Here is a 26,974-nt window from a genome sequence, read left to right as displayed (position 1 = left end):
AATAGCGCGTCTTGACATGCGCAGGGTTGCGCCATGAAACTTGCACCCAAATCAAATCACCATGCAACACATCAGCGATCTATTCCCGGCAGACCCGCAAACGGCTGCCAATGGCCAGGCCCAGGGCAGCCTCGGCGCCAGAAGCGTTCGGGAGATCAAACCGCTGAGCCCGAAAAGCGCGGAATTCTTAAGGCAAAAAACCCAGGCCGCGCTGCAAACACTTGGCCAGCCCGAGCCGCCAGCCGCGCCCGCCAACCCCGTGCAACCCGTGCTGCAGCTCGCGTTCAGCAAGTGGGACGAAGACAGGCGCGGGGTGCCCAACCCCTTGATTCGGGGCGGTCTTTTCAGCACCCGAACCTCCAAGGCGCGGCTGTCGTTCAAGTCCGCAAAAATCGCATCGCTGTCGAATGCGGACATCCTGTACACGGGCGAGGAGTTGCGCCAGGATGACCTTTCCGTCTGGCTGGCCATCGTTCATCTGGGCCGCAACCGCGTGCTTGGCGAGCCGATCTATTTCACGGCCTATGCCATCATCAAGGACATGAACTGGCGCATGCATTCGGACAGCTACGCGAGGCTGCGCAACTCGATCGACCGGCTCAAGGTCACCAGCATCAAAATCACGCTGAGGAACGAGCGGTCGGGCTACGCGGGCTCGTTGATCCGGGACTTCCTTTTCGATGGCCTCGACGAAGCGGGCAAAAGCAGCTTTGTCGTGCGTCTTGAGCCCCCCATTGCCAGCTTGTTCCTGCACGAGAACACCACGCTCGTCGAGTGGGCGCAACGCCGGCAGATCGGCAGCAAGGCGGCCTTGACGCTGTGGCTGCACATGTTTTATTCGAGCCACCGCGAGCCCATCCCCTACTCCGTCTCCAAACTGCGCGAGCAGTGCCTGTCGGAGGAAAAAGACCTCAGCAACTTTCGCGCGCGCCTGCGCAAGTCACTCGAAACACTGATTTCGGTGGGGCTGCTGGTTTCATATGCCATATTGGACGACATGGTTCATGTCAAGCGAGCCGTGCTCAACAGGCGGCTGCAGTTGGCCTGAGTTGCAGCAATCGCCTGATTGATTGACGCATGAAAAATACCATCGCCTCTGGCTTTGTGCTGGGCCTTGGCCTTGGAATCACCATTGCCTGGCTGCTGGAAGCCACGCTTATCGGCCGAGGCGTTGTCTCGACGTATCTGGCCCCGCTGGCAATAGCCAGTCCGTTCGTTGCAATTGCGTTGCGCAAGTGTGCCGCCCCTTAAAAAAACAGGCTATCAAGCGGTCGCCGCGCATGCATTGCCAGAGAGTCCTGCCCGGCTTGCAGCTTCCTTGCTCGCGGCATTGGTTGCGTTACCCTCAGTCTTGCAGCCGGCTTTTCAAGCCGCATCTACACGCATTGAACACGGCTGCAATTGCCCAAAGGAAACCTTGATGAAAACCGCCACCCGAAAACTGACTGCCTCGCTCACCTGCTTTGCGCTCCTGATGGGGCAAATGCCGCTGGCCAACGCCCGCCTGGGGAGCCCCCGCCCCGCGCCCGCCGGCGCCCGCCCTGCCCCCTCGGGCGCGCAGTACCAAAGTCCCGGCCGCCTGGGGTCGGGCCAGTCGGTGGGCATGCAGCGGCCCCAGGTCATGCAGGCGACCCGCACCCCGCCGCCCGCCGCGCCTGTGCGGCCCATCGCGCCCGTGCAGCAAGCCGCCCCGGCGCCTGTCGCGCCCGTGGCGCCCGCGCCCGGAACGCCCGGCTGGGTCAAGCCCGCCCTGGCCGGCGCCGCTGTCGGCGCACTGGCCGGCTACGCCCTGAGCAACCACGGCGCGGGCAACAGCGCTGCCAACAACAACGGCAATGGCAGCGACGGCAATGCCGGATTCAATTCAAACGCAGCGGGCGGCGCGCTTGCCGCAGCCCCTGGCTCGTCGGGTCTGGGCGGCTTGACCGGCCTCTTGCTGGTGCTGCTTTTGGCCAGCGCGGCATTTTTCGTCTGGAGGAAATACCGTTCGGGCACCTTGGTGCGCTCCACCTGCGTATTTCAGCGATCGTGGACGCCTGTTTCAAACTGATCGTGGACGATGTTTCAGCGCCATCGTGGACGCGCAGGGATGCGCGCAAGCGAGGAATTAATGTATCTCAAACATCGCAATGCCAGCGCGCCATGGGCAGGCGCGAAGCGATGGCTTTTGATTCCTGAAGTCTGCCTTCTGGTTTCCTGTGTCTGGAATTTCTAATTTCTTAGGCCCCTGCCAGGGCCGCCGGCAGGCCCCCCGGTTGTGCATGTACCCATGCATTACCAAGTTGACGCCCGACGGTGTTGAGTGGGCAAGGCAATCAATTTGTATTCGGATCTCGCAGCGTGGCGCCCTTGAGATCAATCCGGTGGCTGCTGTGCACGACACGATCGAGAATGGCATCGGCCAGCGTTGGATCGTCCAGATAGGTATGCCAGGCTTTTACCGGCAATTGACTGGTGATCAACGTCGAGCGCGTGCCCACCCGATCATCGAGCACCTCCAGCAAATCGTTTCTCTCGGGCGCGCCCATTGGAGAAATGGCAAAGTCATCAATCACCAGTAAATCAAGCTTGGCCAGTTGACTCATTCGCCGATTAAGGCTGCCATCACCATGGGCGACATGCAGTTCATCAAAGAGCCGCCCGGCGCGCACGTACAGCACCGAGAAGCCTAAGCGAGCGGCTTGATGCGCCAAGGCACACGCCAGCCAGGTCTTGCCACAACCGGTGGCACCGGTGATCAGCAGATTCTGCGCATTGCGAAGCCAATCACCCCCGGCCAAGGCAGTCACCAGGGCGCGATCAAGTGCGCGACTGGCGCGCCAATTGATATCTTCGACACAGGCTGAGCTCACTTTGAGTTTGGCGGCTTTAAGCAGACGCTCGACCCGGCGCTCATCGCGCCATGCCACCTCGCGCTGCACCAGCAGGGAGAATCTTTCATCAAAACCCAGGGCGCTGACCGCGATGCTGGTGGCTTGCTCTTCAATGGCGCGCACCATGCCATCCAGGCGCAGGCTGCGTAATTGGGTAAGGGTCTGTTCGTTCATGGTCTGTCCTGTCGTGTTTGGTTTGTTGGGTAGGCGTGTGTTCAGTGGAAATAATCTGCGCCACGGATGTTGTCGTGCGCCGGGAGCGCGCCCGGTGTCATGGTGGGCAGGTTTTGCTGACGATCCAAGCCTGTTTTGAGAATGGAGGCCACGCTGCGGTAGGTAAGGGAGCGAATGGCCAGTGCTCGGGTGCAGGCCGCCTCCAGCCTGGCCGGCGTGAATTCGCGTGCCAAGCGCTGCAAGCCCAAACAAGCCCGGTAGCCCTGTTCAGGATGGGCGCGGTGTTCAAGCTGCCAGGTCACCACCGCTGCGGTGCTCACGCCAATGCGCAGGCCCCAGTCGATGAGCTTTTGCGGGGTCCACTCCAGATGCGCCCGGTGCGACGCAGGCATATGCTCAGGCGTGGTGGTGTGGGCACCGCGCTTGGGGCTGACAGCGTGGCAAGCCACGCGCTGGTTGGAGGAATAACATTCCAGCAAGGTGTCACTGGCGCGCAGTTCCACGGTGGTGCGCACCAGGGTGTGGGGCACGCTGTAGTAATGGCCGTCAAATTCCACGTGGTAGTCGACATTGACCTTGGCCGATTTCCAGCGGAATAACTCAAAGCGTTTGGCCGGCAGTGGACGCAGGGCTGGAGCATCAAGCTGCTCAAAGGCACTGCGCCTGTTGCCGGGCAGCTTTTTGAAGGCGCGCTGGTTCAAATCGTTCAGGAGCAGCGCAATGGCGTGGTTGAGCTCCATGAGACTGAAGAACTTGCGATTACGCAGGCGTGCCAGTATCCAGCGTTCAACGACCAGGACGGCGTTCTCGACTTTGGGCTTGTCTCTGGGGTGAGCCGGCCTTGCTGCCAGCAGGGCACAACCGTAGTGGGCGGCGAATTCTTCATACAGACGGTTGTTCTGCGGGTCGTAGCTGCACGGGTTTTTGATCAGGGAGCGGGTTTGGTCTGGCACGATCAGGCGTGGCACACCACCGAAATACTCCAATGCCAGCACCTGGGCGCCAATCCAGTCGGCTGTGGTCTGGCGCGCCGTGGCACAGGCGAAGGTGTAGTTGGAGGCGCCAAGGGTGGCCACAAATATCTGTGCCTTGGTGATTTCGCCGGTGCCGGCATCAATCAGCGGGACGGTTTGACCGGCGTAGTCAACAAAGAGTTTCTCACCGGCAATATGGGTCTGGCGCATGGAGCGCTTCAGCCCCATGGCCCACTCCCGGTATTTGACGCAAAAGCTGGTGTACTTGAAGGCCAGGTCGTTGCCCTTGGCGTATTCCTCCCACAGCAGTTGCAGGGTGACACCGGCGCGTTTGAGCTCAGTGTGTATCTGGGCAAAGTCAGGCAGTGCTTGTTTGCTGTTGCGCGGTAACGCTGCCTTGTACAGCTTGGCCTCCAGCTCTTGGTCGCTCAAGGTTTGTGCAACGGACCAGTCAACACCGGCCACACGCGCCAGTGACATGTATTTGCCGACTACGCTTTTGGATATCTTGAGGTTACGGCCTACCTCGTTGTAGCTCAGGTTGGCCTGCAGGTGCAGGCGCAGGGATTCTCGGATTTGGCGCATGGTGATTCTGTTGGTTGGCATGGACTCTTTCGCGAAAAAGCGTCGAGCCTATGCCGGGTTTAAGAAATCACTTGCCCGTATCCCCCCAAAATATCGTCCACGATCAGTTTGAAACAGCGTCCACGATCAATTTGAAATGCCGTCCACGATCACGCTGAAATCGCGTCCACGATCAGCCTGAAACACCGTCCACGATGGACTGAAATATGCACTCCACCCAGGGCGGCTATGGCGGGCAAGGCTTTGGCAATGCCCCTGCGTTTCCTCCGGCGCCATCGCTGATTGATTCAGCCAACGGTTCAATCAACCTGCCCGCGCCCGCCGGCCTGGCGCCGCTCGAAGCCTTCCGGTCATTGCAGGACTTCAACAGCACGGGCAACAAGGAGGCGTTGCGCCGGGTCACGACGCCAGGCATGTTCGCCGAACTGGAGGGCAGCATGGGCTCGCCGCCCTTGCGCATCCTGGTGCTCAATGCGAGTGTGCAGGACGTCACCGAGGAGCCGCACCAAACGGTGGCCAGCGTTCGCTACACGGGCGAGGTCACCGAAGGCGTCAATCCGCCCGAGCCCATCGACGAGGTCTGGCATTTCGTGCTGCCCCGCAGCAGCCCAGCCGTGTGGCAGCTCGCCGGCATTGAGCAGGTGTGATGCAGCGCCGTGGCGGTGCGGCCGCGCCTGGCAAGGAGCTTCAGGGCGGTGCGGCAGTTCGAACGAAAGTGCTTTTTGAGAAAAGCCAAACTGGTAGCGGTCTTTGAGTATCTATCCGGAATATCTTCAAAAGACTGATTGCGGCTGTAGACGAATCGAAACTGCTTGCTTCAGACCCGACATTGGAACCAGCAACTTGACTGTCAGCAATGTGGCGACGATTTCGATGACTGCGGCACCCGCAACCGACCAGGAGCAGGCATTGGAGTTATGTGCCTGATACCGGTCATTGGGAAAACCGAATTCTCAATACCGGTCACTCAGATTTGAAAAGTGGAATACGGCCTTGGTCGGCTCCTGAGCAAATCAGACATCTTCCTTGCGATGCAAGATCAGCACGTCAAGCTTGGCCAGTGCATCGAGCACTGGCAGACGCTTACTGCGTATGTAGTCGATGTCGCCCACTAAGTAGACGGCATCACGTGCACGGGAAATGGCCACGTTTATACGGCGGTCGTCAGCGTAGAACGTTGCGGGCCCGGTATTTCTCACGAACGAGAAAAAAACGATGTCGGCTTGGCGTCCTTGGAACGCGTCCACGGTGTCGACTTCCACGGCCAGTTGGTCGCTGAAGTCGTACTTTGCGAGCGCAGTTTTCAATGCCTTGCACTGGGCGCGGTACGGGGTGATCACCGCAACGCTGACCTTGCGCTTGGTTTTGGCTTGCTTGAGACGGACGCGGATCTCGGCCAGTCGAGCCATGATGATCTTGAGCTCCAGATTGTTGATTAATATCTTCTTTTCTTGGCCCTGCTGCTCAGGCACGCGCATGCCGCCGGACTTGTACGTAAACCAGCCAAAGTCCTGAAATTCGTGGGTTGTCGTCGTGCGGTGGTGCTCCAGTTGCCCGTTGTAAAAGTGGGTGGAGATGAAGTGCCCAATGTGCGGCAGCATGCGGAACTGCTTGCCCAGCGTGCCTTTCAGCTCGGTAGGCAGGTTCTCGAACAGGCGCTCGATCACACCATTACGGATCAGGCGTTCCTTGCGCTCGTCCATCTGTTCCAGCACTTCGGCTTCTTCCGAACAGAACGTAGGTGGCAGCTGCTTGTGGTCACCGACCAGCACGCATTTCTTGGCTACGCACATGGCCATGAGCCATTCGGGCATAGTGGCCTTGGAGCATTCGTCCACGATCGCCAGGTCGTACATCTGGGTGTCGCTGTCGATCAAATGGTCGATCTGGTTGCAGGTCACCCCTACCACCTGGTGCATGTCTGCCAGGTTGCGGCCTTGCCAGCGCGATACCTTGATGTCGTCGTCATGGGTCTTGGATGCCTCCAATGTTTCCCATAGATCCTTGGTCAGCTCTGGTGCCGCGCCATAGGCCTTTTGCCAGATAGCCTCTGCTCGCGATATAGCGTCTGCCTCGGGCGTTCTGTCGCACTCAAACTCCGTGATGGCGAAGCCAGGGTAGCGCAGGATCGAGTCCATCAGCTCGGGGCGCGACTGCTTGGCCAGTCGGTCTAGCGCGTTGTCCACGGCCACGTGCGTTTCAGAGCACACCAGAATGCGGGCATTGGGCTTGGACTTGAGCACCTGCAGGATAATCTCGACGATAGCCGTTGTCTTGCCGGTGCCCGGTGGGCCCTGTATGAAGAACATATCTTCGCTGGCCAAAGCCTTGAGGATCAGCTTGAAGGCTGGATCGGTGGGCTCGTACTCGCTTTGGATGGGCTTGCTTGGGTGGATCGACATGGAGGTCGAACCTTCGCGAGTCCGAAACTCAGCAATGAAAGCGTCGATCTTGGCCTGGGCATCGCCATTGCCTTTCGTCATGCTGATATTGTCACCGGACAGATCTTCTCCAGGCAAAGAGATGTCGTTGCCCGCCTTCTTGGCGCGGTGGCTGTAGTAGTACAGCAGCAGGCGGTTGTGGTTGATGTTGCAGTTCGTGCCGGCGCGGAACTCCAGCAGATAGCGGATCTGGCGCTCGACCTTGGGCTTGGATTTGCTGTCGGCAGTGCTTAAAAGTTCTGTCAGGTACTCCAGCCAGTGGTCGATGTGATCCACGAAGTCGAATGCAACTTCGGTTCCGTTGTGCATGTAGGAATGACGTGCACCCATTTAGGCCTCCACTGAAACTGGGTTGACGCGTAGGAGTGTTTCAACGCCCGCAGGGTTTGTGGCTCCCAGTTGGTTGATCACGTAGCGGCGAACTGCAGGCGACTTGGCCTGTTCTTCAGACATGGGCAGCACAAACTTGCGCTTGAGCAGCTCGAGCACGATCTGCATGTCTGGGTGGATGCAAAGCACGCCAAGGTTGTTCTCCGCCATATCGGCGGTGATCAACGCATCGATGGCCAGGGCGATCCGGTAGGTAGAGAACATGGGCAGCGCTGCCAAGAGCTTGTCCTTGGTGTTGTAGCCAAGGATGACTGCCTTGGTCACAGCAACGATGACTTCCTTCATTTCGTGTCGCTTCCACTGAAACTGCATCTCAATTTGCTGCACGTTGAACTCCCTTTTGTTTGTCGCGGTACGCGACGCGCTGCTTGTATGTGTTGATGCCAAAGGCCTGCCATGTGTTGACCTCACGCTCTTCGCTCAGTAACGCGTAGAGGGTGTCCAGCACTTCGTCTGGGTGCAGGCGCTTGAGTTTGTCGATGTAGCCTCGCAGCTCGTCGCGTCGTCCGTACAAGAAGCCTCGTGAAGCCATCAGGGCACCCCGGTCCTTGGCAATTGGCAGCAACTTGTCGTAGTTGGCCTTGATCGTCGAGTAGTTGGATGGATAGTCGTTGGAGTTACGGGCGTTCTTGATAATCTCCCGATATGACTCAAAGTCATCCTTGATCAAGTCGTACTTCTCTTGTGCGCACTTGATGATCTCGTGCGAGGTGTTGATCACTACGGTGATTTCCTTGAGCGTGCCGCCATCCTTGAGGGGGCTCATCCACTGGTTGACGTAGTCGTGCTCCGTCTTGGTGTTGGCGTAGTACGACTCGAAACCCTTGAGGATTTCTTTCCATTGGTCACTGTATTCGTTGTACATGGTTTCCAAGGTTTGCTTGTTGGCGTTGTGCACCAGCTCCACTTCGTCCTTGCTGAAGTGCAAGCCCTTGCGCTGGTCGATCAGCTCCTTGGCCTCTTTGTACAAGGCTTCGCGGTGGCTTTGCAGGCGCTTGAGTTCATTGCGGAACTCGTCATTACTGAGCTTTGAGCCTCGGTCGACGTTGCGCTTGGTCTTGTCCACGTAGGTGTTGGAGACGGTCAACGGGCGTGTCGAGGTCATTTCACGCCAGACGTGACGGCCCTGGCGCTGGGACAGTTTGGTCAGCTCGCTGATGTACGCGTCGATCAAACCTATGGTGGTGAAGATCGCTTCAATCTTCTTCTTGTAGATGTCGATTTCCTGCTGGATCAAGTCCACTTTCATCCACGAATCCACACAGGTGAACGTGAAAGTCTGGAACTGATCGAGCTTCGGCATGTAATTCGAAGCGGCTTGCAGACGGCTGTTCATGAATTGGATGTATTCCTCCAGCTCACTGTTGCGCATCTCTTGACGCTCTTTGATCTTGCGCTGGTAGTCGCTCTTGCGGGCGGCAATGCGGCGATCGGACGCAGCTTTCTCACTGTCGTACTGGCTCAAAAGACGCTGAGTGCGTGCTTCTTCTTTGCGCAGGTTCGAGCTAGCCCATGTATGGGCAATCCATTTCAACAACATGATCTGTATCTCTTACTGCAGTTCAAGGAATTCGCAAGCCTCATCCCAGCCCGTCTTGTGCGGGATGAGCATCTCCAGGCGGACCACGATGGTCTCCCGGAGGTTTTCCTTGAGGGCTCGGTCAGCTTTGTCGGAGGTGGTGAATGTGTTGAGCTTGGTTTGCAGGTCCAAAAGCTCGCTCCTGTAGACCTTGGCTCGCTCGTCGTCCTCTTGTGCTTTGCGCACTTCCAAGTCCATCAGCTTGGACTGCTCGATGTATGACTTACGAATTGGCTCAAAGAGCAAGAACTTTTGCTCTAGGTGCTCGTTGAGCTGTTCGCTCAAGGTGTCAAACTGGTCTAAAGCCTGCTTGGTAATGCTGGCGCGGGCTTCCATGTACTGCTGATCCACGTGCTGGATGGCCTTGCGGTACTGGTCGGTCAGCTCTTGCATGATTGCCTGCTCTTGCGCTGGAAGTGCATCGATCATGGACTCGATGTGGCTACGTGTAGCCTGCAGCTGGTTCTTGCGTTGACCGTACTCAGCGAGCACAGAGATTGCGCCGCTGAATGGCAGCAAGTCGCTCCACTGGAACGTCATCTCCGACATCGTGGCAACCTTGCCCACGTAGGAGCTCATGTCGATCTTGCCGCCGTTGAGCTGTTCCAGTGCGGAGTTCAGCTGATTGGTTGCAAGCGTTCTGCCCTCGGTGGAGAAGTGATTGACATACGCGCCGGCAGCGAGCGCAAACCCGATACCAAACACCATGCCGCTGGCCATCACGCCCACAGCGCCAAAAGTGGTGCCTGCAATCGCATAGCCAGAGATCGCTGCGGGAACGCTTGCCCCCAGCCATGTACCCACAGCAGCGCCTGCTGTGTATGACAAGGAGCCGCCCACGATTTGCATCGTGCTGCCAACCGTGGCCGAAGCGAGCTGCAGGTTGTCGATCTCCCCTTGGGAGAAACGATATAGGTTTTGCGCTAGCTGAACTGTGATCTGTGTCACAGCTGCTGCCACGTTGCCCTTAACCAAATGCTTGCCCATTGCCTGGTCCACAGCCTTAGTGCCTTGGTTTTTAGCCGCGTCGACCATGGCCTGGCCGGCATGCTGAATGCCGGTGATGAGCAGCGCGTTGCCTGCACCCTTTGCGGCGCTGGCCACAAGACGCGTGGCTGCATCCATGCAGTCATCCAACGTCATTGGCTTGTCACTGCGCAGGATGTCAATCAGGATGCTCACGCCCTCACTGGCAGCGCCAGCAATGGCTCCACCCTTGGCCGCGTTGCGGTACTGCATCGAGTTGAACTCGCGGCGCACGCGGGCCTTCTCGCCGTACTCTGCCCCTTCGTTGTTTTCCTTGGTCCTCTTGGTAAGTTCCTCTGCACTGCCATCGCCTTTGCGCTTGAGGCCTGTACTGGAAACCTTGCCATCCTTGGATGCGAGCTTGTCTGTGGCCGTGTCGACTGTGTGCTGGTTGCTTTTAGAGACGCCCGGACGAATGTCTTGGTTACGCGCAGCTTGCTTGGAGGCCGAAGCCTTCACGTCAAGGACTTGGTCGGACGGCACGATCTTGCTGTCGACCGTGTCGTACCGCTCCGGCGATAAAGCCGCAGAAGTCTTTTGGCCGTCCTTGTAAAACTTCATCTGGTGCGTGGTGGTCGCCCCATCGGGGGTGGTTACAACTGCATCAGCCACGGGATCGTTGTGCACCCCACTGTTGCGCGTGGCGCGGTGATTGTTTAACCCCTTTACTGATGCCTCTACGTTGAAGGAGCCAACGAGGTGCGCTTCGGCTACGAAGCCCTGCTGCACATCTATGGACTGGTTAGTGAAACCGCCCGAGCCATTGGAGATGGAATCTTTGATGCCCTGACTGTAGGCGTCCAGCGCTGAGTTTAGCGCGTCGCCCTGCATCTGATTCCATGCGCCAACGATCTGAGAAAAGCTTTGATCAAAGGCTTCTTTGCCTTGTTGCTGGTTCATAAATAAATTGGTTTTTCAAGATGGTTCTGTCATGCGCCCCAAGGGATCATAAACAGGTTGTCGCAACGTGTTTCAAGACGTAAATTATCAAGGCAAGGCAAGGCAAGGCAAGGCAATTTCGACAAAGACAAAGTAGTCGAACTGAAGTCCATCACAGGACATTCGACATACAGCGGCATGTATGACTGCTGTGTTAGCAGAGAACAGTTTCTCGACGTGCTTTGACTACGATCCGAGCACGACCGACCAGTCAGGGAAAGCATCCAGCAAGCCCTCCTTGAAGGGCTCGCCAGCTCTACGTTTCCGGATGGGCCGCAGCGCCCTATGCGAACCCTGTACGCCGTATAGCGACCTGCGTTAGCCAGCGGCCGGCGTGAGCGGGCTGGCCGCGTCGCGGCTGCGCCGCTCAGCGCACAGCTCGTTGCGGATGCGCTTAAAGTCAAACTCGCCCTGGAGCGCCCTGTCCATGCCATCCAGCATGACTGGCGCATTGATCGCCGCCTTCCTGGGTGGCATCCCGCGTTCGATCAGCTGATCGCGCAGCTTGTCGCTGACCGCTGAGAAATCGTTTTGTTCGAGGGCCCGGGTTAGGTGCCAGTCGAGGCTCATCGCAAGCATGGGGCGAAGCGTCCGTTCTTTCATGTGAGGTTCCTTTAAGTTAATCGCCGACAATCTTGGCGTCGGCAACGCGATCATCGCCGCTGGCACCATCCTGCTCCACCGGAAATCACGGAAACCGATGCTCACCCACCCGCCATCAGTCTACGCACGCTTGCCTACCTTCTCCGCCGTCATTGACGGCCTGGCCTCTGGCCTTGGGATCGCACGGAACAAAGAGGATGCACTCGCCGACCTCGGCTCGTTTGGCGGCCGGATCGATGCCTATAGCGGCTCGCTTCACCGCGCTGGCCTGCAAGACCTGCTCTTGGATCTGCTCGCAGGCTCGGACGAAGCGCTCCGGAGCCTTGTCCAAGTATGGCTGCTCGACGCCGAAACGGAGTTGACCAATGCCAGGGCTCTCCCACTGGTCACCGAGGCGACGGAAACAGAAGGGCTGCAGCGCTTTATCGAAGTCTGGGTGGCCCCGTGGATTGCTCAGATGCTTTCTGATGCCCGCCAACAGACTGGATCGGTGCTGGAGAGCGCTCGGCTACTGCTTGAAGTGCATGCAGCTTCGCTCACTGGTGAGACCACAAGTTATCTGGCCACCTGGAAGGCTGCGGTCAGGCGAGCAATTCCGAAGGGCATCAACGCGCGTGAGTTTCGCTCGACGCTTGCCAGACTAGATCAGCGTTCTCAGCGCAAACATTCGTCCATCGAGCAGGACCTCGCCAACCTGCGCGTTGAAATGCAGAGCGGTTTCTCCTCTCCGCAAGAGCTTGATGCTGCGGTTGACGCGGTGCGCGGGTTGTACCTCGCCGGCATGGCAACGATGCGGCTGTGCGCCATGGCTGCTGAGATCATTCCAGAGCAAGATATTCTCGCGCTGGTTGTCGGTAAGCTGCTTGCAGGCCTGGACAGGAACGGCGACTTCCCGGATGAGGCACAACACAGCCGCATCCGCATGTACTGGGGCTACCTCGACCCTTATTTGGCTCTATCAAAGGAGTACGACCAACTTGGCGCTCAGGTGAACGATCTGGATGAAGCGAATTTCGACAAGTTGCGTGCGGATTCGCGCGCGGTCGCCCCCTCGGGCTTGTTAATGTTCGTCATTGACTACGCGGAGGGGCGCTGGCACCTTCGCCATGGCCGCAATGAATTGGCCGAGCAGTGCTTACAGAAGGTTGTCGCGAGAGCCGACAGCCGACAACTTGGCAAAATCGCTGCGGACGCTGCAAGCATCCTGATAGCGCTGCGACTCGCTGGGCCTGGGCCGTTCACGTTCGAGGCGCTGAATCCCCTGATGCGCGTGCGCATTGAAAACATGCCGCAGTTGATTGAGTTATGCATCGATGCCATTCCGACCCCATTCTCGGATTGGTCCCACCGCCCCAAGCCAAGCTTCTATGACTCGCACTTGATGGGGTGCGTGGCCTTCTTCCACGACGTTACTTGCGCACTAGGTGTGTCCACGATCTGCAATCCTCTGCAGCGCTTTGATACAAGTCTGGAGAACCTGATCGCCAAATCCCGTGAGGCTTGCGCCAAGCTGAAGGAGTTGGAAAGGAAGCGACCAGCTATTGTTGGCACATCCATCAAGCCCTACCAAGTGCTTAGGGACCACCTGTACTACCGAAGTGCGGTCTTCGGGTGGAATCCATCAAACCTTCCTGGCATGGATGCTTATGCGAAGCTGCCGCAGCCCGATCAGCTTCGACTCCTGCGCTTCGTGGATCCAGAGCAGTTTCAGCTTGACCTGCAGGTGCATGGTTTTGGTCCATGGCGACATCCTGATGATGTACCGTAACGTGTTGAGGCGATGGGCTGTCAGTCACACGCCGATGCCGTCATGCACCAGCAGCGGTCATAGAGGCGCTAAAGATAGCGACGTGCTAAGGGACTGCCGACTACGTCCGCAGTTCCCACGATACCGGCCAGTCGAGCTGCGGCAGACCAGTCCACTCGGTGGCCGAATTCGTGCAGAGACCGTGAGTTGGGGGAGTCAGGGCAAGTGATCGTGCTGCACAAGAGCCGTACAGGCGAAGGGGATTACTCAGCGTCTACGAATGTCAGCTTACAGATTTTCATGCGCCAGTTTGAACGGCTGCTTCCTCAAACCCTGGCTGACCGTTATGGGCCCAAAGCAGCAATCCGGCTAGCGAAGAAAATGGTCCGAAAGCTGCCACTCAAATCGGACGGCCCACAATGGAATGGCCAGCCAGCCAGCCAGCCAGCCAGCCAGCCAGCCAGCATGCGCCATGCGATGCCAACTGATTGACGTGGGCTTGGTCAGCTCCACCATCCGCTTGATGAGATGGCGCAGCGTATGGAACTGGCCGTTTTGTCCCTCCGAGGCAATCTTAAGTTGGCCTACTGTGCAGTTGCCTGAGGGGCGTCGAGGTTGATTCGCCGGTATCTGTTTGGCCCCAGAAAATCGAATTTTCGTTGGAACAAGGCCGCCAACCTCGCGTCTGCAGTCGCGAAGAAGACTTGCTTCCTGCTACTCACCACGAGTTCCCTCAGGTAGTCGAGGAACGACAAGGCGTTGAGGTCGTCGATATGCGCCACCGGGTCGTCAATGAGTATGACGGGCGGGGCAGTGCCGGCGCTCTCGTTCAGCGCCAGGAAGATGGAAAGCGCTAGGGCCGCACGCTGACCGGTGCTGACCTGATTGACGGCGTGGGTCGCGCCGTCTTCGCGGCGCACGATGAGCTGCCCATCTTCGAAGTTGCCCAAGGCGTACTCTGGCGGCGAGTGAATCTGAGAAAAAACGTCGCTCACTTTGCTTCGAATCGCGCGCAATGCCTCGGACGTCACGGTTTCGAGAGAGTGCTCGTCTACGACTTTCGATAGCGTCGCTGCAGCGCGCGCCAGGTTCTTGCGAGACGCTTCATGCTTCGCTTGTCGGGCTCTAGCCTCGGCCAGGTCCTTTAGCTTTTGCTTGAGGACTGAATCCGCTTCTGTCTCCTGGGTTGCTGCGTGGTCGGCCTTGTCATATGCCAAAAGGCAGGATTGAACTTCCGACAGCAGCGTTTCATAGGCGGCATCAACCGGCCAGTCAATAGCTCTTTCAACTTCTGCTGCAGCCGCAACACGAGCTTCGGCCTGCTGTACTAAGCGTTCCACAGCCACTACCGTCTGAGACGGCAGCATCGGAACTCCTCTGGATGCGCCAGTTGCTATTGCAAGCATCGTCGCTTCATTGGCTAGCGTCTGCGGCTTTTTTGCTGTGAGAACGTGCGCCAGGACGTTAAACCCGATTTGTACCGCCATAAACTCAATTGCCTGGCGCAACCGCGTCCTGTCGTTCACGTTGACCCCTTCTGACAAGCCTCGTTGAGCATTTGCACGGGCCAGCTGCCAGCCATCCAATCGAATTCCTGTAGCACCAAGCGTCTTCTCAGCTTGTCGAGCCTCTTGCAACTCAAGGAGCGCGGCCCTCAGCTTCTCGTGCTGATGCTGTAGCTGCGTGAATAAGTCCTTGCATGCCAAGTCGTCTGCCAGGCCAGCGGCCTGTTGCCACTTTGCCAGGGTCAGCAGGGCTTCCAGGGCACGCTGAGCGGTGTCTGTGTTCTGCTTGGCCGTTTGTGCACGTTGCCTGAGCCCTGCCGACATTTGCGAGTCGCCAGAGCCAATGAGCGCGTGCAGCTTTTCGGCAAGGTCTTGCTCGGCATGGACTGTCTTGCACACGGGGCATTCGGTCAGATTTCCAGTCTGCCCCATGACCGCGACGGAGGCGTCGTGCAAATCGCGCCGCAAAGCGACCAACGTTTGTCCGAGCTCTTGCGCTTGCGACAGCGCCCGCGATGCAGTTTGAGAAGACTCTTGCGCCAGGTCGGATTCCCGCTTCGCGTCCGACAGGGCATCCTTCAGCGCGAGAGGGAAATACTTCTCGGGAAAGCTAGCAATCGCATCCTCCCGGTAGCTAGGCAAGGCGGTCCTCAACGCCTGTACCTGCTGTTCTGCTATACCAATTCGCTTTTCCAGCTCCGGCACTCCTGCAAGCAGAATCTTTTCCCACAACTCCGCCAAGCGTTGATTTTCTTTGCTCGCCTTCTGGTTCTCAGCGGCGGCATTCGCTTCACGTACAGCGGCTTCATACGAGGATTGAATCCTCCTCGCTTCGGCCAGGGACGCCTTCATCTTGGCGAGTTGCTCTTGAAGGACGCTTTTGTTGCCTGGCGTGACTGGTGCGGCAGCAAGAGCACGGTTTATGGCGCTCTTGAGTTCGGCAACCGAGCTCTTTTCCTGTTCGTTCAGCTGAGTATTGGCATCTGGGATTACCCACCTTGGCCGAAGTCGAACAACGCCTTCCCGGAACGCAACGCGCAGACTGGTGGATTCAGACGGGGTTGTCTCCAGTCGACTTACCTCTTTCTCCAGCAAGTCGACATTGAGCTCATCGCTAGGCTGCTGCCCCTCCAGTGCTTTCAGTCGCGTATCGACGTCATCCTTCAGCTTGGACAGAAAGGTCCAAAGACGCGTCGTATCCGGGCCGACAATCAGCCGGCCGAGGTCAAGCTGAATCTGCTCGGGGTCTTGTTCCGACGACAGGCGGAAGGCCGCATCCGTATCAAGGAAGTTGAAGCGAGTGAATCCTTGCGAGATGGCCTGGGCATGCACGTCGGTCCGTCCGTACCAAGCCATATTGCGCGCCTTCAGCGTCGCAGGAACCTTAGTGAGCTTGACGGCATGCCGGCGGCCGTCAGGTGCCTCTAGCTCGCCCGAAATACCCTCAAACACGGCCTCGGGGTCACGACGCACTCGGCCGCAATAGAAGGCTTCGATTGCTTCCAGCAAGGAAGTCTTCCCCATCCCGTTCGGCGCCGTGATGAGGTTCACATCGCCAAACTCAAACTCCGTGCTCTGATGAATGCGCCGGAATTGCTGAATCGAAAGCTTGCGCAGCATCCCAGTAGCGAGCGCGTCCGTTGCTGAAGCCTTTGCCGGGGCCGGCGCGCCTACGTCAGCCTTGAATGCTTCGCCAGCTTCTATCAACTCCAGAGTCGCTGTTCTCGGCCTCTGCTCCAGGAGCATTGCCAGAGAATCTGCGCGGAGTAGCTCGGCCCACGCAATACCAGCATCACCTTGTTGCGTCGCAGGCGTTGCAACAGCCTGGGGCTTCTGCCCCAAGCGGCGCTCCAAGTCATCTTCGTTGAGAACGAATTTCCGAGCGAAATGTCTGTCTGACTCAATTAGCTTCTTCGCTTGTTGAAACTCCTCGCTCGCTGCCGATTTGGGCCCTGCCCAGAAGAACAAATAGCTATTCCACCGCAGGTCGTTGTCCGACGAGAAGAAGTCAGCACCGATGAGGCGTTCCTGATAGCTCTGAAGGCCGTGCGCCCGCTCCACGACCTCATCGGACAGGTCGACGTAGGCGACCGCGTAGGGCTTGCCGTTGTGCTGGCGTTCTCCCCGGACCACTCCGTTGCCCATCTCGACAACGTGCTGGAAATGGCGGCCGAAGGCCGTGCGTACTGTCTCAATATTGGTCATTGTGTTTACCTGACTCATTCAAGCGGCTGAACCGCTAGGAGGTCGGTTTCGTCACCGAGGGCATCGTCAAACCGTGTGGAAGGCAACTGAGCGAACTTCAGCTCACCGAGGCGGCGGTACACGATGCAGAGCCGGTCTTTGTGGTGGCCGCCAGCTTTTCGCAGCAGTTCGACAAACTTCGACGCGGTGTTCTCCAGCCGGCGAGGCTCCGGTGCATTGCCCAGATTGACGATGAGGCTTGGGCGCCCGTCGCTCGTCCTGACGTTGAAATGCGGGTCGTTCGCCGACCAATGAATCAGCGAATCCTTGGCCACTCCGGCCAGTTGAGGTGGCCAATCGGTTTTCGTGTCGAGGAGATGCCGAAGTTCTGCGGCCGACTCAATGCGAGCGTACCGAAAGCTGACGGCGTCGGCATGATTGTCTTGAGCCACGGTCACGCGCTTCACGACCTCGTCCGCACCAATCCGGCAGGAGTCGACTTCCTTCGCAGAAAACCAGCTCTCCATGCCGTTGGCGCTCCCAACCGTGAGCGCAAGAAGACGTTCCGTATCCAGGGGCGAGCCGTTTTGGGTCGCGTGCGATAGCGCCGCCAGCGCTTCCGGGTTGCCGCGAAGCAGTGCCTCAAACCCGGCATTAACAGGCCGAGTCCCAGGAGCCCAGGCAGACGCCCCAGGGTTCCAGCAGTAGCGCTCTACCGCACCTGGTCCGTTCTTGTTTGCCAGGACAGCTTTGCCTCGGGTTACCACCTTCGGAATCTGAAGCTCGAAGGCGGCTTCGCCATAGTCAAACAGGAGCGCATGCCGCCGCTCCTGCATGTAGGCGTAGTACAGCCCAAGGTCGTGATTGGGCAGCACGATTTCGTCGTCGGACTTACAACGTGAGTCAGGGCAATACCAAGCCGAGCCAGCAACCTTCGGCCAGGTCTCTAGGGGCCCAGTCTCGCCGTGCTGGACGACAGCACCGGCCCAGTTGAGGCAGACGATGTGGCATTCCGATGTACTCGGGTCTGTCTCGAACGTGGTCTTCCGATATTGGCGGTAGGCGCTGTTTCGCGGGTCGGGATTGAGTTGGATATGAATGAGCGTGGACCGGTCAACAAGCTCTGGCATCACCGCATCCGTCAGAGCAAATGCGTCTGAGCAGATGATGGTCGAGACGGAAAGCGTGCCATCCTGTCCCTTGAACTTGTAGACCGTGGTGCCTCGCCTGAGCAGGCCTTCCTCGAAGAACGTGTCGTCGCGGGAGGGGCACGTCTTGAACTGCACCAGGGCGACCAGCCGGAACGTCCCGTCTTCGCGGGATGCCTGGAAAATGTGAACCACCGGGTCGAACAGGGCGCGGTCAGCAGGAAGCCCCGCAATGGGCTCGTGAACGACGTCACAGACATCCCCAACGTCTGCCTGGAACTTGGCCAAGGCTGGAGCATCGATGCTTTCGCAGCCCAATACCCAGAGATTGCCGGGGGAAGGTTGTGTGCCGGCCAGTAGCTCAACTTTGAGCGCATCCCAGGGGAAGAAGTATTCGGGAGTGACGGCTAAGTGCGCATGTTTTCCTAGCGCGAGTTGCAGGAACTGACGTGCCTTCAGGGCTCCAGCGACCGGTTCGTGCTGGCCGATGCGCTGTCTCCCGGCGAATATGGGGCCGCTCGGCTGCAATAGTAGACAGGTGTAACGTGCTTCGGTGGGCCTCAACATCTCCAAGTCAGGCGGCCCAAGCTTCAGGGGTGCCAATGCCGTTGCCACGTCACAGATACGCAAAATCGCACTCCTCGTTTATCGAAAGAACCCTATTCTGGGATGTTGAACTGATGGTACCAGCAGGCGTCACCTTGACCTGCGGACGCAAGAAAGCCAGGCCCACTCCTTCTTGTCTGGGACACTCAAATAACCCAATTCCAGAGCGGCAGTCCGCGGCGAGGTAGCCCAACGTTCTGGCAGTCTGGTCACGATAATTCCCAATCAAGGCTGCCGCCGTGGAACGACTGCAATAGCAGCAATAGCCATTCCGTCGGTCGGGCGCGGATGACAGAGACCAGCCTAGACCTACCGCTTAGCTGCCAGGCTCGCATCCCAACGAGCCAAAGGCTAACTTGGAGCGCCGCATACCCGGCATTCACCAGAGGCCAGTTGTGGCCGTGAGCGGTCTCCCCCGTCAGCAGACCGACTCTTGGATACACCAGAAGTGTTCAGCCTCATGCGTCTTTTTTCCAAATGTCATCAGTCAATTTTATTCATGTATACTTTGTATTAACCGATACAATGAATACATTGACTCATCGAATCGGTGAATTGGTCGAACTGAGTCAAACTGAAATCTAACCATTTAATGGAAACGTCATGCCCCACATTCGCGTCGTCACCAAGCAGGAGCAGGTTCTGCAGAACATCCGCACCTTCCAAAAGGAGCTCGAAACCACCGGCAAAAACAATGACCTGGTCAACACCCTTTCCCACTTTAGGGCGTGGTATGCCGTAAAGGCCAACGGCAAGTGGATTTTCGGACCCAGCAAATTTGTCGGGTATGTCGGCTTGACGGCTAAGGCGTACGCCACCAACATCGTCCAGTTGGATGGTCGCAAAACGGAAGACGCTCTAAAGCCCTGGTTCGTTGAGGTCAGTTCTGGCCCTCTTTACGATGAGCTCAATGACAAACTGCACGATTTTCTGGCTTCATTTGGCAAGCAGCCAAGCTCGCTTGCACGTTTTTCGATTTGCAGGGAGGGCCTCAGCGGCGCTGACGAGGAGTTCAAGGGCGCATTTAGCCTAGTTGAGGCACTCCTGACGATTTATCGGGAAATGCCCGAGGCGGCGCAGCAAGAGTTCCGTCGCCGCATCAAAAAGGAGGCTTGAGGGGGCGAATCGGTCAGCCAGCCACAACCGTCGCTTAGCGGTCGGCTGATGTCGATAGCACTTTTCAAATGTCAGCTTGCAGTCTGAGTGGACCGCCACTGGCGGTTGCTCGACAGTCCGCTCTTGGCCGAAACCTGACGCTCACCAAATTTCTGCGAATACCCGCTCCCGCTGCGTTCCCGGTCTACAACTTTCTCCATTGCTGACCTTCAACTTTCACGTGCATGGAATTTCCTTTGGGCAACGGTTTCCTTGCGGAAGTTAGCCAGGCACCTGACAAAATAGGGTACCGCTCTGACCGCCAATGAGCTACCGGCTTGCCAGTGTCACTGGGGCGCCAAGCCAGTCTCCCAACCTGTCCATCACCTATTGTCCCAAGGACGTAGCTATGCCCATCATGCTCAAAGAAGCGCTGCAAAGTTTGGTCGTTGCCGACTTGAAGGATTTAATCCGCTACGTGCCGCAAGCCGAGGCCGCCGGCCGCAAAGACGAGTTGATCGAGCGAATAGCCGACGCGATGAAGGGCGCAAAGTTGCAGTCCATTTGGTTGAAGCTAGACACCCTGCAGGCTGCCGCCGTAGCCGAGGCCGTTCACCATCCGCAGGGAGAGTTTTCGCCGCAGCGCTTTCGAGCCAAGTACCAAGGTGACCCCTCGTTTGAAGTGGCTGGGGCAAAGTCGTCCCGCTATTCCAGCCAAAAAAAATCGGCCCTGGCATTGTTCATCCACTATGCATTCAAGGAGCGACTGTATTTCGTACCTGCTGATCTGCGGGCGAGCTTGCTTGCGTTTGTGCCAAAACCGCCCAATGTGCGGTTAGATAGCTCCGAAACTCCGCCAACGGGTGCAGGGCTGACAGAGCGCCTGACCGAGCGTGAAGCCTTGCACGAAGTGGTGGTCATGCTGCGCACCCTTGAACAGGCCCGCATAACCGTCAGCGAGAAGACGGCGCTGCCCGGCAGCAGCACACTCAAGCTACTGGCCGAAAGACTTGTCGGCGGCGACTTCTACCCTGTGGTGGAGAAAACAGACAAGTGGGATCAGACGATTGGCCCGATCAAAGCCTTTGCCTGGCCTATGCTGCTCCAAGCCTCTGGCTTGGCGCTGCGCACCGGCACGCGCCTGGCTCTGAGCCCGAGCGGCGTCAAAGCCCTGAGCGCGTCTCCTGCAGACGTGCTGCGCACGCTGTGGCGCAAGTGGCTCAAAACCACGCTGCTCGATGAATTCAGCCGGGTCGATGCCATCAAGGGCCAAAGCAGCACCGCACGCGTGATGAGTGCCGTGCCCCCACGGCGCGCTGCGATCGAAGAGGCATTGCAGGCGTGCCCGACCGGACGATGGGTGCGACTGGATGATTTTTCACGGTTCATGCGGGCAGCCGATCATGTCTTTGCAGTCGCCCATGACCCCTGGAAGCTGTACTTGTGCGAACGTCAATACGGTAGCCTGGGGTATGACGGCTCCCATGGATGGAACATTTTGCAAGACCGCTACATGGCTGCCGTATTGTTTGAATATGCAGCCACGCTCGGCATCGTCGATGTGGCCTACTTTGACCCCACTGAGGGGCATGATGACTTTCGGGATATGTGGGGCGCCGACGAACTGCGTTTTTTGAGCCGTTACGATGGGTTGAACAGTTTCAGAATCACTGCGCTGGGGGCTTACATACTGGGGCGGGAGGCCACCTACCAACCTGTGGCCCAACCCAGCCATGTGGCCATTTCGGTGATGCCAAGCCTGCAGGTCAAACGGGTGCGCGGAATTCTCAGCGCACAAGACTCGCTGTTGCTTGAACTCTGGGCAGAACCGATACAGGAGGATATTTGGCATCTGGACCGCCAAAAAGCCGTGGCCGCCATCGAGAAAGGCCACGACATCGCGCTGCTCAGGCAATTTTTGGAAAATAACGACGATCTGCCGTTGCCGGAGTTGGTCGAATCGTTTTTGCTTCGCTGCGCACGAGACGGCCAGGCACTCAAGACCGGCGCCAGCGCAGTGCTGATCGAATGCCGCGACTGCGAAACCGCTGACAACGTGGCCACGCACAAGGAAACGAGCTCGCTATGCTTGCGCGCCGGACCTAAAACTCTGGTGGTTCGCAATGAACACGTGGGCAAATTTCGGGAGAGAGTGCACGTCCTTGGGCTCGGACTGGCATCCTGACGAGGGTCTGTTGAACCCACTCGCATTTCCACCTATGCTGCTTCTAGGCAGTGGGAACGTCCATTCGAGATGGGGGGAAACTGGACTTCCAGGAAGCGGGTACTTGTGACCGTCAACTCACGCTGCATAGCGGAAGTCGGTTTTAGACTGAAGGCGGCTGTAGCAGATTCTGAATTGGTCGCTCCATACCCGACGTTGACATTGGCCGGTTGAGTGTCGGCAATGTGGCGCCGATTTCGATCATTGCTGCACCCGCACCCAGCCAGAAGCGGCCGCTCGAAGCCTCGGCAGAATTGGCTACACCCGGCTGATACGATGGCTCTTTTTGCAACAGTCGGCCGGAGCTGGTCAAGCTACGGCACAGTTCATACGGCCGGAGACATCACCAGATTCATTGGCGCGTCCATCGCCAGGAAGTGGCCGTGGCTTCGAAAACTCGCCCTCAGGCTTAGCTACCGCCGGGTTACTATCTCCTGGACGTTATCGCTGCAAGGGATGGCGCGCCATGACCCAAGCGTGACACTTTTCCGCTGAGGAGAAAGTTAGGCCGGGTGTCGCAGCTAAGCAACCTTCTACAGAACAACCAAGTCGTTCGGACCGATGTACTCAAAGGCAATCTCATTTGCAGCTCCCGTGGCTGTCGCAATGGACAGGCCAACAGCGGCCTGATTAAACGCATAGCCTATCTTGCCGACCTCCTTGAAGTCCGCGGTGTAAATCGCATTCTCCTTGCCTGGTCCGCCGCCCAGTCTCAGCGGGGTGCCTGGCGGCATGGGCAAACCGTGCCAAGTAACAGGACCCGTGTATGCGGTCGCTAACCAAGGCTTCGTGTATCCGCTACCATGAGGTGCGGTGAAGTCGACCCATAGCTCATGTGATTCCACCGTGGGCCAACTAGGGTTATCTCGTCGCGCTTTTACTTCTGCGGACAAAAGCCAAGCCCTCATCCCAGCCGATGAATCGAAATCAGCAGCCGTGACAGTGACTGCATGGATGGCGCCTAGTCTGGATGCAAAACCAGCTTTGATGAGTGTGGATGCAGCTACCGATAGAGTTCCAGTTTCTATCGCTGCCACTGCATGTGCACGGCCGTAGTTGGCGACGCTAACATCGTTTGAGAAAAGGTCCAGATGCGCCTCTGCCCTCACCCGCACGGCCTCCATGGCCCACGGAAGGTTATAGACAAAGGCGCCTTCAATCAAGGAGACCGTACCATCCGGGTCATTGCTGCCGATGTGCGGCACTGGCACCCCTCGAAGCCACAGCTCCAATATGTATTTCCAGTTCCCAGGTAGTCCATTCGGGGCAAAGGGCGGAATTTCGAAAGCGATGTGTGCAAAGCCGATGATGGCCTGAATTGCCATTTCGACCTCTCCTTCGCCCACGGCCACGTTCGCTTGCAGTAGTAGAGACTCAAGTTCTTTCGCCTTGCTATCGAGTGCTTGGCCGGAGGCTAGGCCTAAGCCTGCAAGGAAGTAACCGCGACGTTGCAAGGCGGAGGAATTGGACCAGATGAAATTCACGCGTGCTTTCAAGCCACCAATCAAGAGATTTTGTATTAGGCCGTCTCGACGCGCCATTCGTCGCATGAAAAGCGAGGATGTCAGCACTTCGTCCAGCGTCGCCTCAATTTCTTCGTCCGGGACTTGCGCGTCACCGAGCAAGCTAAAGATAGCTGTATCGAGACTCGTCAGGTGGCGCGGCCACTCCTCAGCCGCATTGGCTGCTCGCCAGCCGGTTTCGGACCGCAGAAACGGAAAATCCCAGCCCCCCTGGCCTGCAACGTAGTCAAGCACAGTACTCACGTCAGGAGCATCCAGTTTTCTCGCTATTCGAACGAGAAGTGAGTAGAGTAGTTGCAAAATGCCGCTTTCCATCTCTCGGCCCTTCGTACTCGCTATTAGATTTGCCCATGCAGTTCGACGTTTTTCATGTTTATCGAACATGGGATACAGCACCAGCCCCTCAATGTCGATGTATGCGCGCCCAGCACGACCCACGACATTCCGAAACTCAGAGACGTCAATGGGGGCGCCTTTTCGAGCGTGACCGTGAAACACCAAACTCGTTGCAGCAAGGTTCAATCCTTGTGCAAGGGTCGGCGAGGAAACCGTAAGCTTCAGCACTCCGTCTCGCAGTAGACGCTCTACCTCTTTTCTGAATGAGGCCGGCAGTTCCCCGTGATGTACAGCAACCCCCATGCGCAGGCACTTGAGAATTTCGTGGTCCGGTCCGAACCACTCGACACCGACTGCCAGGGCTGAGGCCAGGACTTCTGCAGGCGGGGTCAGCATCGGTACGATTAGCCCTTGCTGAATCATCTCGATAATCCGTTTCGCGAAGGGCACGACCGACACCCTGAGGGGACAGAAGACCAAGACCGACTGGCCCTCCTCAATCAATCTCCAAGCACTAAGAATACACAAATCGGTCTGTGACGCCGGGTAGACTTTTGCATTCTTATTAGCATTCAAGGTTTTACCGACAACAAATTTCGAAACGAAAGGATGCTCATCCCCGACCACGATTTTGAGTTGCGCCAGCTTACTGACTGGATTCCAGTCAACCTCCCCAAATCGCAAACGAGTAGGACGCCAGTCGTTCTTAATGAGTCCATTTTCACGGTCGGACGTGAGCCACGCTGTGAAATCTATTAGCTGGTCGCCATCCGGCAAAATAGCCGAGAGACAAATAATCCGCCTGCTGGCAGCATCAGCACGCCGCAGAAGGCGTTGAATCTGTGCCTCATATCGGACCTCACGTTCACCCAGACCAATCATATGGCCCTCGTCTAAGACAACAAGTCCGATGTCATCCAGGAGTTGAGGGTCGCTTCGAAGTGCGAAGTCCAGCTTTTCGGGGGTGGAAACCACTATGTCCAGGGACTTGAGTGCATCCACATCACTCGAGCTCGTGCCAATGCTGCCATAGAGACTCGACACCGTCTTACCCAACGGTCCGAAAGTCCGCCGTAGCGACACCTCGGTCTGCGCCGACAGCGCCCGAAGCGGAGTCACAAAGACCACCCGTTTTCCACGTGCAAGGCAGGCCAAGATGCACAACTCCGCAATGCGCGTCTTTCCCGCGCTAGTTGGCAGGGAAAGCACCAGATTGGCTTCAAATTCGAGCACACGCTTCGCCGCATCAATCTGGGATGGCCAGAGTTCAATCTCTGCCCGACGACGGCGCATTAGCGACGCAATAAGCAGCTTGCGTAGGTGGACCCAATCGCCCACGTCTGCGCCAGCTGGCCCTTGACTCGGTAGGAGCGAATGGAAGCTATTAGCCCAAAGCCCGCCAACGATATGAATCGCAAGCCGGTGAGCCCACCATTGAGTGACCAGGTTCAATTCTCCTGCAACGGACAGGCCCTCTTCCAACCGTGCCTGGGCTTGTAAAATCAGAGAGTGCTCCCCTCGCTCCAAGGCGAGCAATGTCTGGGACATTGCTGATAGGAAATTACCTTCCAATGCCAGCGTCATTGCCTCGATTACTCCGCTCTCCCCCGCGTCCTCATCCTCGACTTCTGCGTCGATACCCGTATCAAATGCCTCGATGAGATTGCTGTCCGAACCCACACCAGATTCGACCCAGTTCGACACCGCAACATTGACTCCTTCAAGGTCTCGCAACATAAGTTGGGCCAAGCAGCGCTCGACAACGGACAGGTTCGACTGACCCAGCCCTTCAAAAAGCATCGAGTAGGCGCGTGCCGAGTAATGGCCAAGGTGATAGGCCGCGCCCGCTATCAGTCGGTGAAAGTCACGATTTTCGTTCACCTCACCGCGTGCTACCACCGCCTCAATTGACTCAGCGGCTACTTCAAACGCCACTCTTGCGAGAGAAAAATTGCCTCCTAGGTCTACATATCTCAGCCCATGCAACAGCAGCGAGTACCCAAAAGACAGCAGGTCCTCGGATAGTTCCGGGCTGAAGTGGGGAGCGTCGATAGGCAGTAGCCCAGCTCGCCAAATCATTCCCCGGGCCTGGCCTCGTGCCAGCAATTTTTGCCGATATCCTGGCGTGACGGCGGCTTCAATGTTCGCCTGCAGTTCTTCGAGTGTGGTTGCCATTAGACCTCCGCCGCCGCGAACACGGACTTGATGAAAGCCTGATGGTCTTCGACACGAATGCCCACATAGTGCTGTGCCGACCCGCCCACGTAACTTGCAAGGTTTTTGCTCAGCATCGCGGTTGTATCGTTGCCTGAGAACGTGAAGAGCATATGCGTGACATGTGCGGGTTTGAGGTTCCGCTTCAACTGTGCATCATCCAACATATCTCGGAGAGGTTTGTCCACCGCCGCTTCCAGCCTGTCTGCCACAAAACTCATAGCATGGGGTGAGGGAAGCTCGCCATACGCCGATAGCGCATCACGAGCCGTGCTGACCGTGCCGGCTTGCATTTTGCCCCCGCTTTTGGCCTCAGCCTTAAGAACCTGAAGTCCGGCCGCGCCTGCACCAATGTGGAACGCCAACACATCATCCCCGCGCATCGACATATTACGATGGTCCTTCCAACGAAGGCGCTTGATTCCAAGCTTAAAGGGTGTGCTCTCATGGATGAAGGTCGTACAAAGGATTTCACCCAAGTCACCCGACTTAATTTGCTTGGTGGTCGGGAGCTTCTCTGCTACATATACAGCGACTTCTTTGCGCCCCAAGCGCGTAAGAAGCTGAGCCAGGCGCCCAGGCATAACATAGTGGTCCGGCACGACCTCCGCAACGATGTCCACCGCTGCCGCCAGCTTCGCTGGGTCAGCCGTCAAAATCTGCAACTTGTGGTGCGCAACAGGTATATCTGTATGAGCGCACCACTCGACGAATCGAGTCATACGGGGCCTCCTCTTTTCCCTAGTATCGCCTAGCGATTAATAAGGTATGGGATATGCAGCCCTTCCGATTTAAGTCGGCCTCTTAC

The 26,974-nt window shown here is 57.6% G+C and carries 19 protein-coding genes; 8 read left to right on the top strand and 11 right to left on the bottom strand.

The genetic code is table 11. From position 1 onward, the window contains the following. Nucleotides 1-61: 61 nt before the first annotated feature. The 3 genes from trfA to PNAP_RS21835 all read left to right on the top strand — a co-directional run bounded on the left by trfA (nucleotide 62) and on the right by PNAP_RS21835 (nucleotide 2,050). Nucleotides 62-1,048: a plasmid replication initiator TrfA gene (gene trfA / locus PNAP_RS21840; RefSeq protein ID WP_011798048.1), complete on the top strand. Its 987-nt coding sequence runs from the start codon at nucleotides 62-64 to the stop codon at nucleotides 1,046-1,048. Between the two features lie 29 nt (nucleotides 1,049-1,077). Then, nucleotides 1,078-1,251 (top strand): hypothetical protein, encoded by a 174-nt coding sequence (locus tag PNAP_RS27270; protein WP_157040475.1) that lies wholly within the window; start codon nucleotides 1,078-1,080, stop codon nucleotides 1,249-1,251. 169 nt (nucleotides 1,252-1,420) lie between these two features. After that, the gene (locus PNAP_RS21835) at nucleotides 1,421-2,050 is read left to right on the top strand and encodes a hypothetical protein (protein ID WP_011798047.1); all 630 of its coding nucleotides are present in this window, start codon (nucleotides 1,421-1,423) and stop codon (nucleotides 2,048-2,050) included. A 265-nt stretch (nucleotides 2,051-2,315) separates the two neighbouring features. On the opposite strand, the gene istB is transcribed toward PNAP_RS21835, so the two are convergent. Both istB and istA read right to left on the bottom strand, forming a co-directional pair. After that, nucleotides 2,316-3,047: an IS21-like element helper ATPase IstB gene (istB, locus tag PNAP_RS21830; protein WP_011797944.1), complete on the bottom strand. Its 732-nt coding sequence runs from the start codon at nucleotides 3,045-3,047 to the stop codon at nucleotides 2,316-2,318. Nucleotides 3,048-3,088: 41 nt separating this feature from the next. Next, a complete protein-coding gene (gene istA, locus PNAP_RS21825; protein ID WP_011797945.1) occupies nucleotides 3,089-4,627 on the bottom strand; it encodes an IS21 family transposase in 1,539 nt (512 codons plus the stop codon). Nucleotides 4,628-4,812: 185 nt separating this feature from the next. Between istA and PNAP_RS21820 the strand changes: the two genes are divergently transcribed. Further along, nucleotides 4,813-5,253 (top strand): Tim44 domain-containing protein, encoded by a 441-nt coding sequence (locus PNAP_RS21820; protein WP_011798046.1) that lies wholly within the window; start codon nucleotides 4,813-4,815, stop codon nucleotides 5,251-5,253. Nucleotides 5,254-5,619: 366 nt separating this feature from the next. Here the strand turns inward: PNAP_RS21820 and PNAP_RS21815 are convergent, their stop codons facing one another. The 5 genes from PNAP_RS21815 to PNAP_RS21795 all read right to left on the bottom strand — a co-directional run bounded on the left by PNAP_RS21815 (nucleotide 5,620) and on the right by PNAP_RS21795 (nucleotide 11,584). After that, on the bottom strand, nucleotides 5,620-7,377 hold the full coding sequence (locus PNAP_RS21815) for a DEAD/DEAH box helicase (protein WP_011798045.1): 1,758 nt from the start codon (nucleotides 7,375-7,377) through the stop codon (nucleotides 5,620-5,622). Beyond that, nucleotides 7,378-7,764 (bottom strand): hypothetical protein, encoded by a 387-nt coding sequence (locus PNAP_RS21810; protein WP_011798044.1) that lies wholly within the window; start codon nucleotides 7,762-7,764, stop codon nucleotides 7,378-7,380. Then, a complete protein-coding gene (locus PNAP_RS21805; protein WP_011798043.1) occupies nucleotides 7,751-8,977 on the bottom strand; it encodes a hypothetical protein in 1,227 nt (408 codons plus the stop codon). The genes PNAP_RS21810 and PNAP_RS21805 overlap by 14 nt, the downstream gene beginning before the upstream one ends. 12 nt (nucleotides 8,978-8,989) lie before the next feature. Beyond that, nucleotides 8,990-10,942 carry a hypothetical protein gene (locus PNAP_RS21800; protein WP_011798042.1) on the bottom strand — a complete coding sequence of 651 codons (1,953 nt, stop codon included), beginning with the start codon at nucleotides 10,940-10,942 and terminating at the stop codon, nucleotides 8,990-8,992. 357 nt (nucleotides 10,943-11,299) lie between these two features. Then, entirely contained in the window at nucleotides 11,300-11,584 is a 285-nt protein-coding gene (locus PNAP_RS21795) for a hypothetical protein (RefSeq protein ID WP_157040474.1), read from the bottom strand. 97 nt (nucleotides 11,585-11,681) lie between these two features. On the opposite strand from PNAP_RS21795, the gene PNAP_RS21790 reads away from it, so the two are divergent. Continuing rightward, the gene (locus PNAP_RS21790; RefSeq protein WP_011798040.1) at nucleotides 11,682-13,352 is read left to right on the top strand and encodes a hypothetical protein; all 1,671 of its coding nucleotides are present in this window, start codon (nucleotides 11,682-11,684) and stop codon (nucleotides 13,350-13,352) included. A gap of 204 nt (nucleotides 13,353-13,556) precedes the next feature. Further along, the gene (locus PNAP_RS27775; RefSeq protein ID WP_198140727.1) at nucleotides 13,557-13,823 is read left to right on the top strand and encodes a hypothetical protein; all 267 of its coding nucleotides are present in this window, start codon (nucleotides 13,557-13,559) and stop codon (nucleotides 13,821-13,823) included. A gap of 92 nt (nucleotides 13,824-13,915) precedes the next feature. On the opposite strand, the gene PNAP_RS21785 is transcribed toward PNAP_RS27775, so the two are convergent. Both PNAP_RS21785 and PNAP_RS21780 read right to left on the bottom strand, forming a co-directional pair. Then, nucleotides 13,916-17,041: an AAA family ATPase gene (locus PNAP_RS21785; protein ID WP_011798039.1), complete on the bottom strand. Its 3,126-nt coding sequence runs from the start codon at nucleotides 17,039-17,041 to the stop codon at nucleotides 13,916-13,918. A 14-nt stretch (nucleotides 17,042-17,055) separates the two neighbouring features. Further along, a complete protein-coding gene (locus PNAP_RS21780; protein WP_011798038.1) occupies nucleotides 17,056-18,735 on the bottom strand; it encodes a hypothetical protein in 1,680 nt (559 codons plus the stop codon). Nucleotides 18,736-19,377: 642 nt separating this feature from the next. On the opposite strand from PNAP_RS21780, the gene PNAP_RS21775 reads away from it, so the two are divergent. Continuing rightward, nucleotides 19,378-19,890, top strand: coding sequence for a hypothetical protein (locus tag PNAP_RS21775; RefSeq protein ID WP_011798037.1), 513 nt, complete (start codon nucleotides 19,378-19,380; stop codon nucleotides 19,888-19,890). A gap of 388 nt (nucleotides 19,891-20,278) precedes the next feature. After that, nucleotides 20,279-22,054, top strand: a complete 1,776-nt coding sequence (locus PNAP_RS21770) for a hypothetical protein (RefSeq protein WP_041377577.1) — start codon at nucleotides 20,279-20,281, stop codon at nucleotides 22,052-22,054. A gap of 572 nt (nucleotides 22,055-22,626) precedes the next feature. On the opposite strand, the gene PNAP_RS21765 is transcribed toward PNAP_RS21770, so the two are convergent. Both PNAP_RS21765 and PNAP_RS21760 read right to left on the bottom strand, forming a co-directional pair. Beyond that, on the bottom strand, nucleotides 22,627-26,127 hold the full coding sequence (locus PNAP_RS21765; RefSeq protein ID WP_011798035.1) for a DEAD/DEAH box helicase: 3,501 nt from the start codon (nucleotides 26,125-26,127) through the stop codon (nucleotides 22,627-22,629). Then, nucleotides 26,127-26,888, bottom strand: coding sequence for a Hachiman antiphage defense system protein HamA (locus tag PNAP_RS21760; protein WP_011798034.1), 762 nt, complete (start codon nucleotides 26,886-26,888; stop codon nucleotides 26,127-26,129). Before PNAP_RS21760 ends, PNAP_RS21765 begins: the two co-directional genes overlap by 1 nt. Nucleotides 26,889-26,974 lie beyond the last annotated feature (86 nt).

Source organism: Polaromonas naphthalenivorans CJ2 (assembly GCF_000015505.1).
GTDB classification, from domain to species: domain Bacteria; phylum Pseudomonadota; class Gammaproteobacteria; order Burkholderiales; family Burkholderiaceae_C; genus Polaromonas; species Polaromonas naphthalenivorans.
Note: the sequence above shows the minus strand (reverse complement) of the source record. Positions and strands in the feature narration are given on the sequence as shown.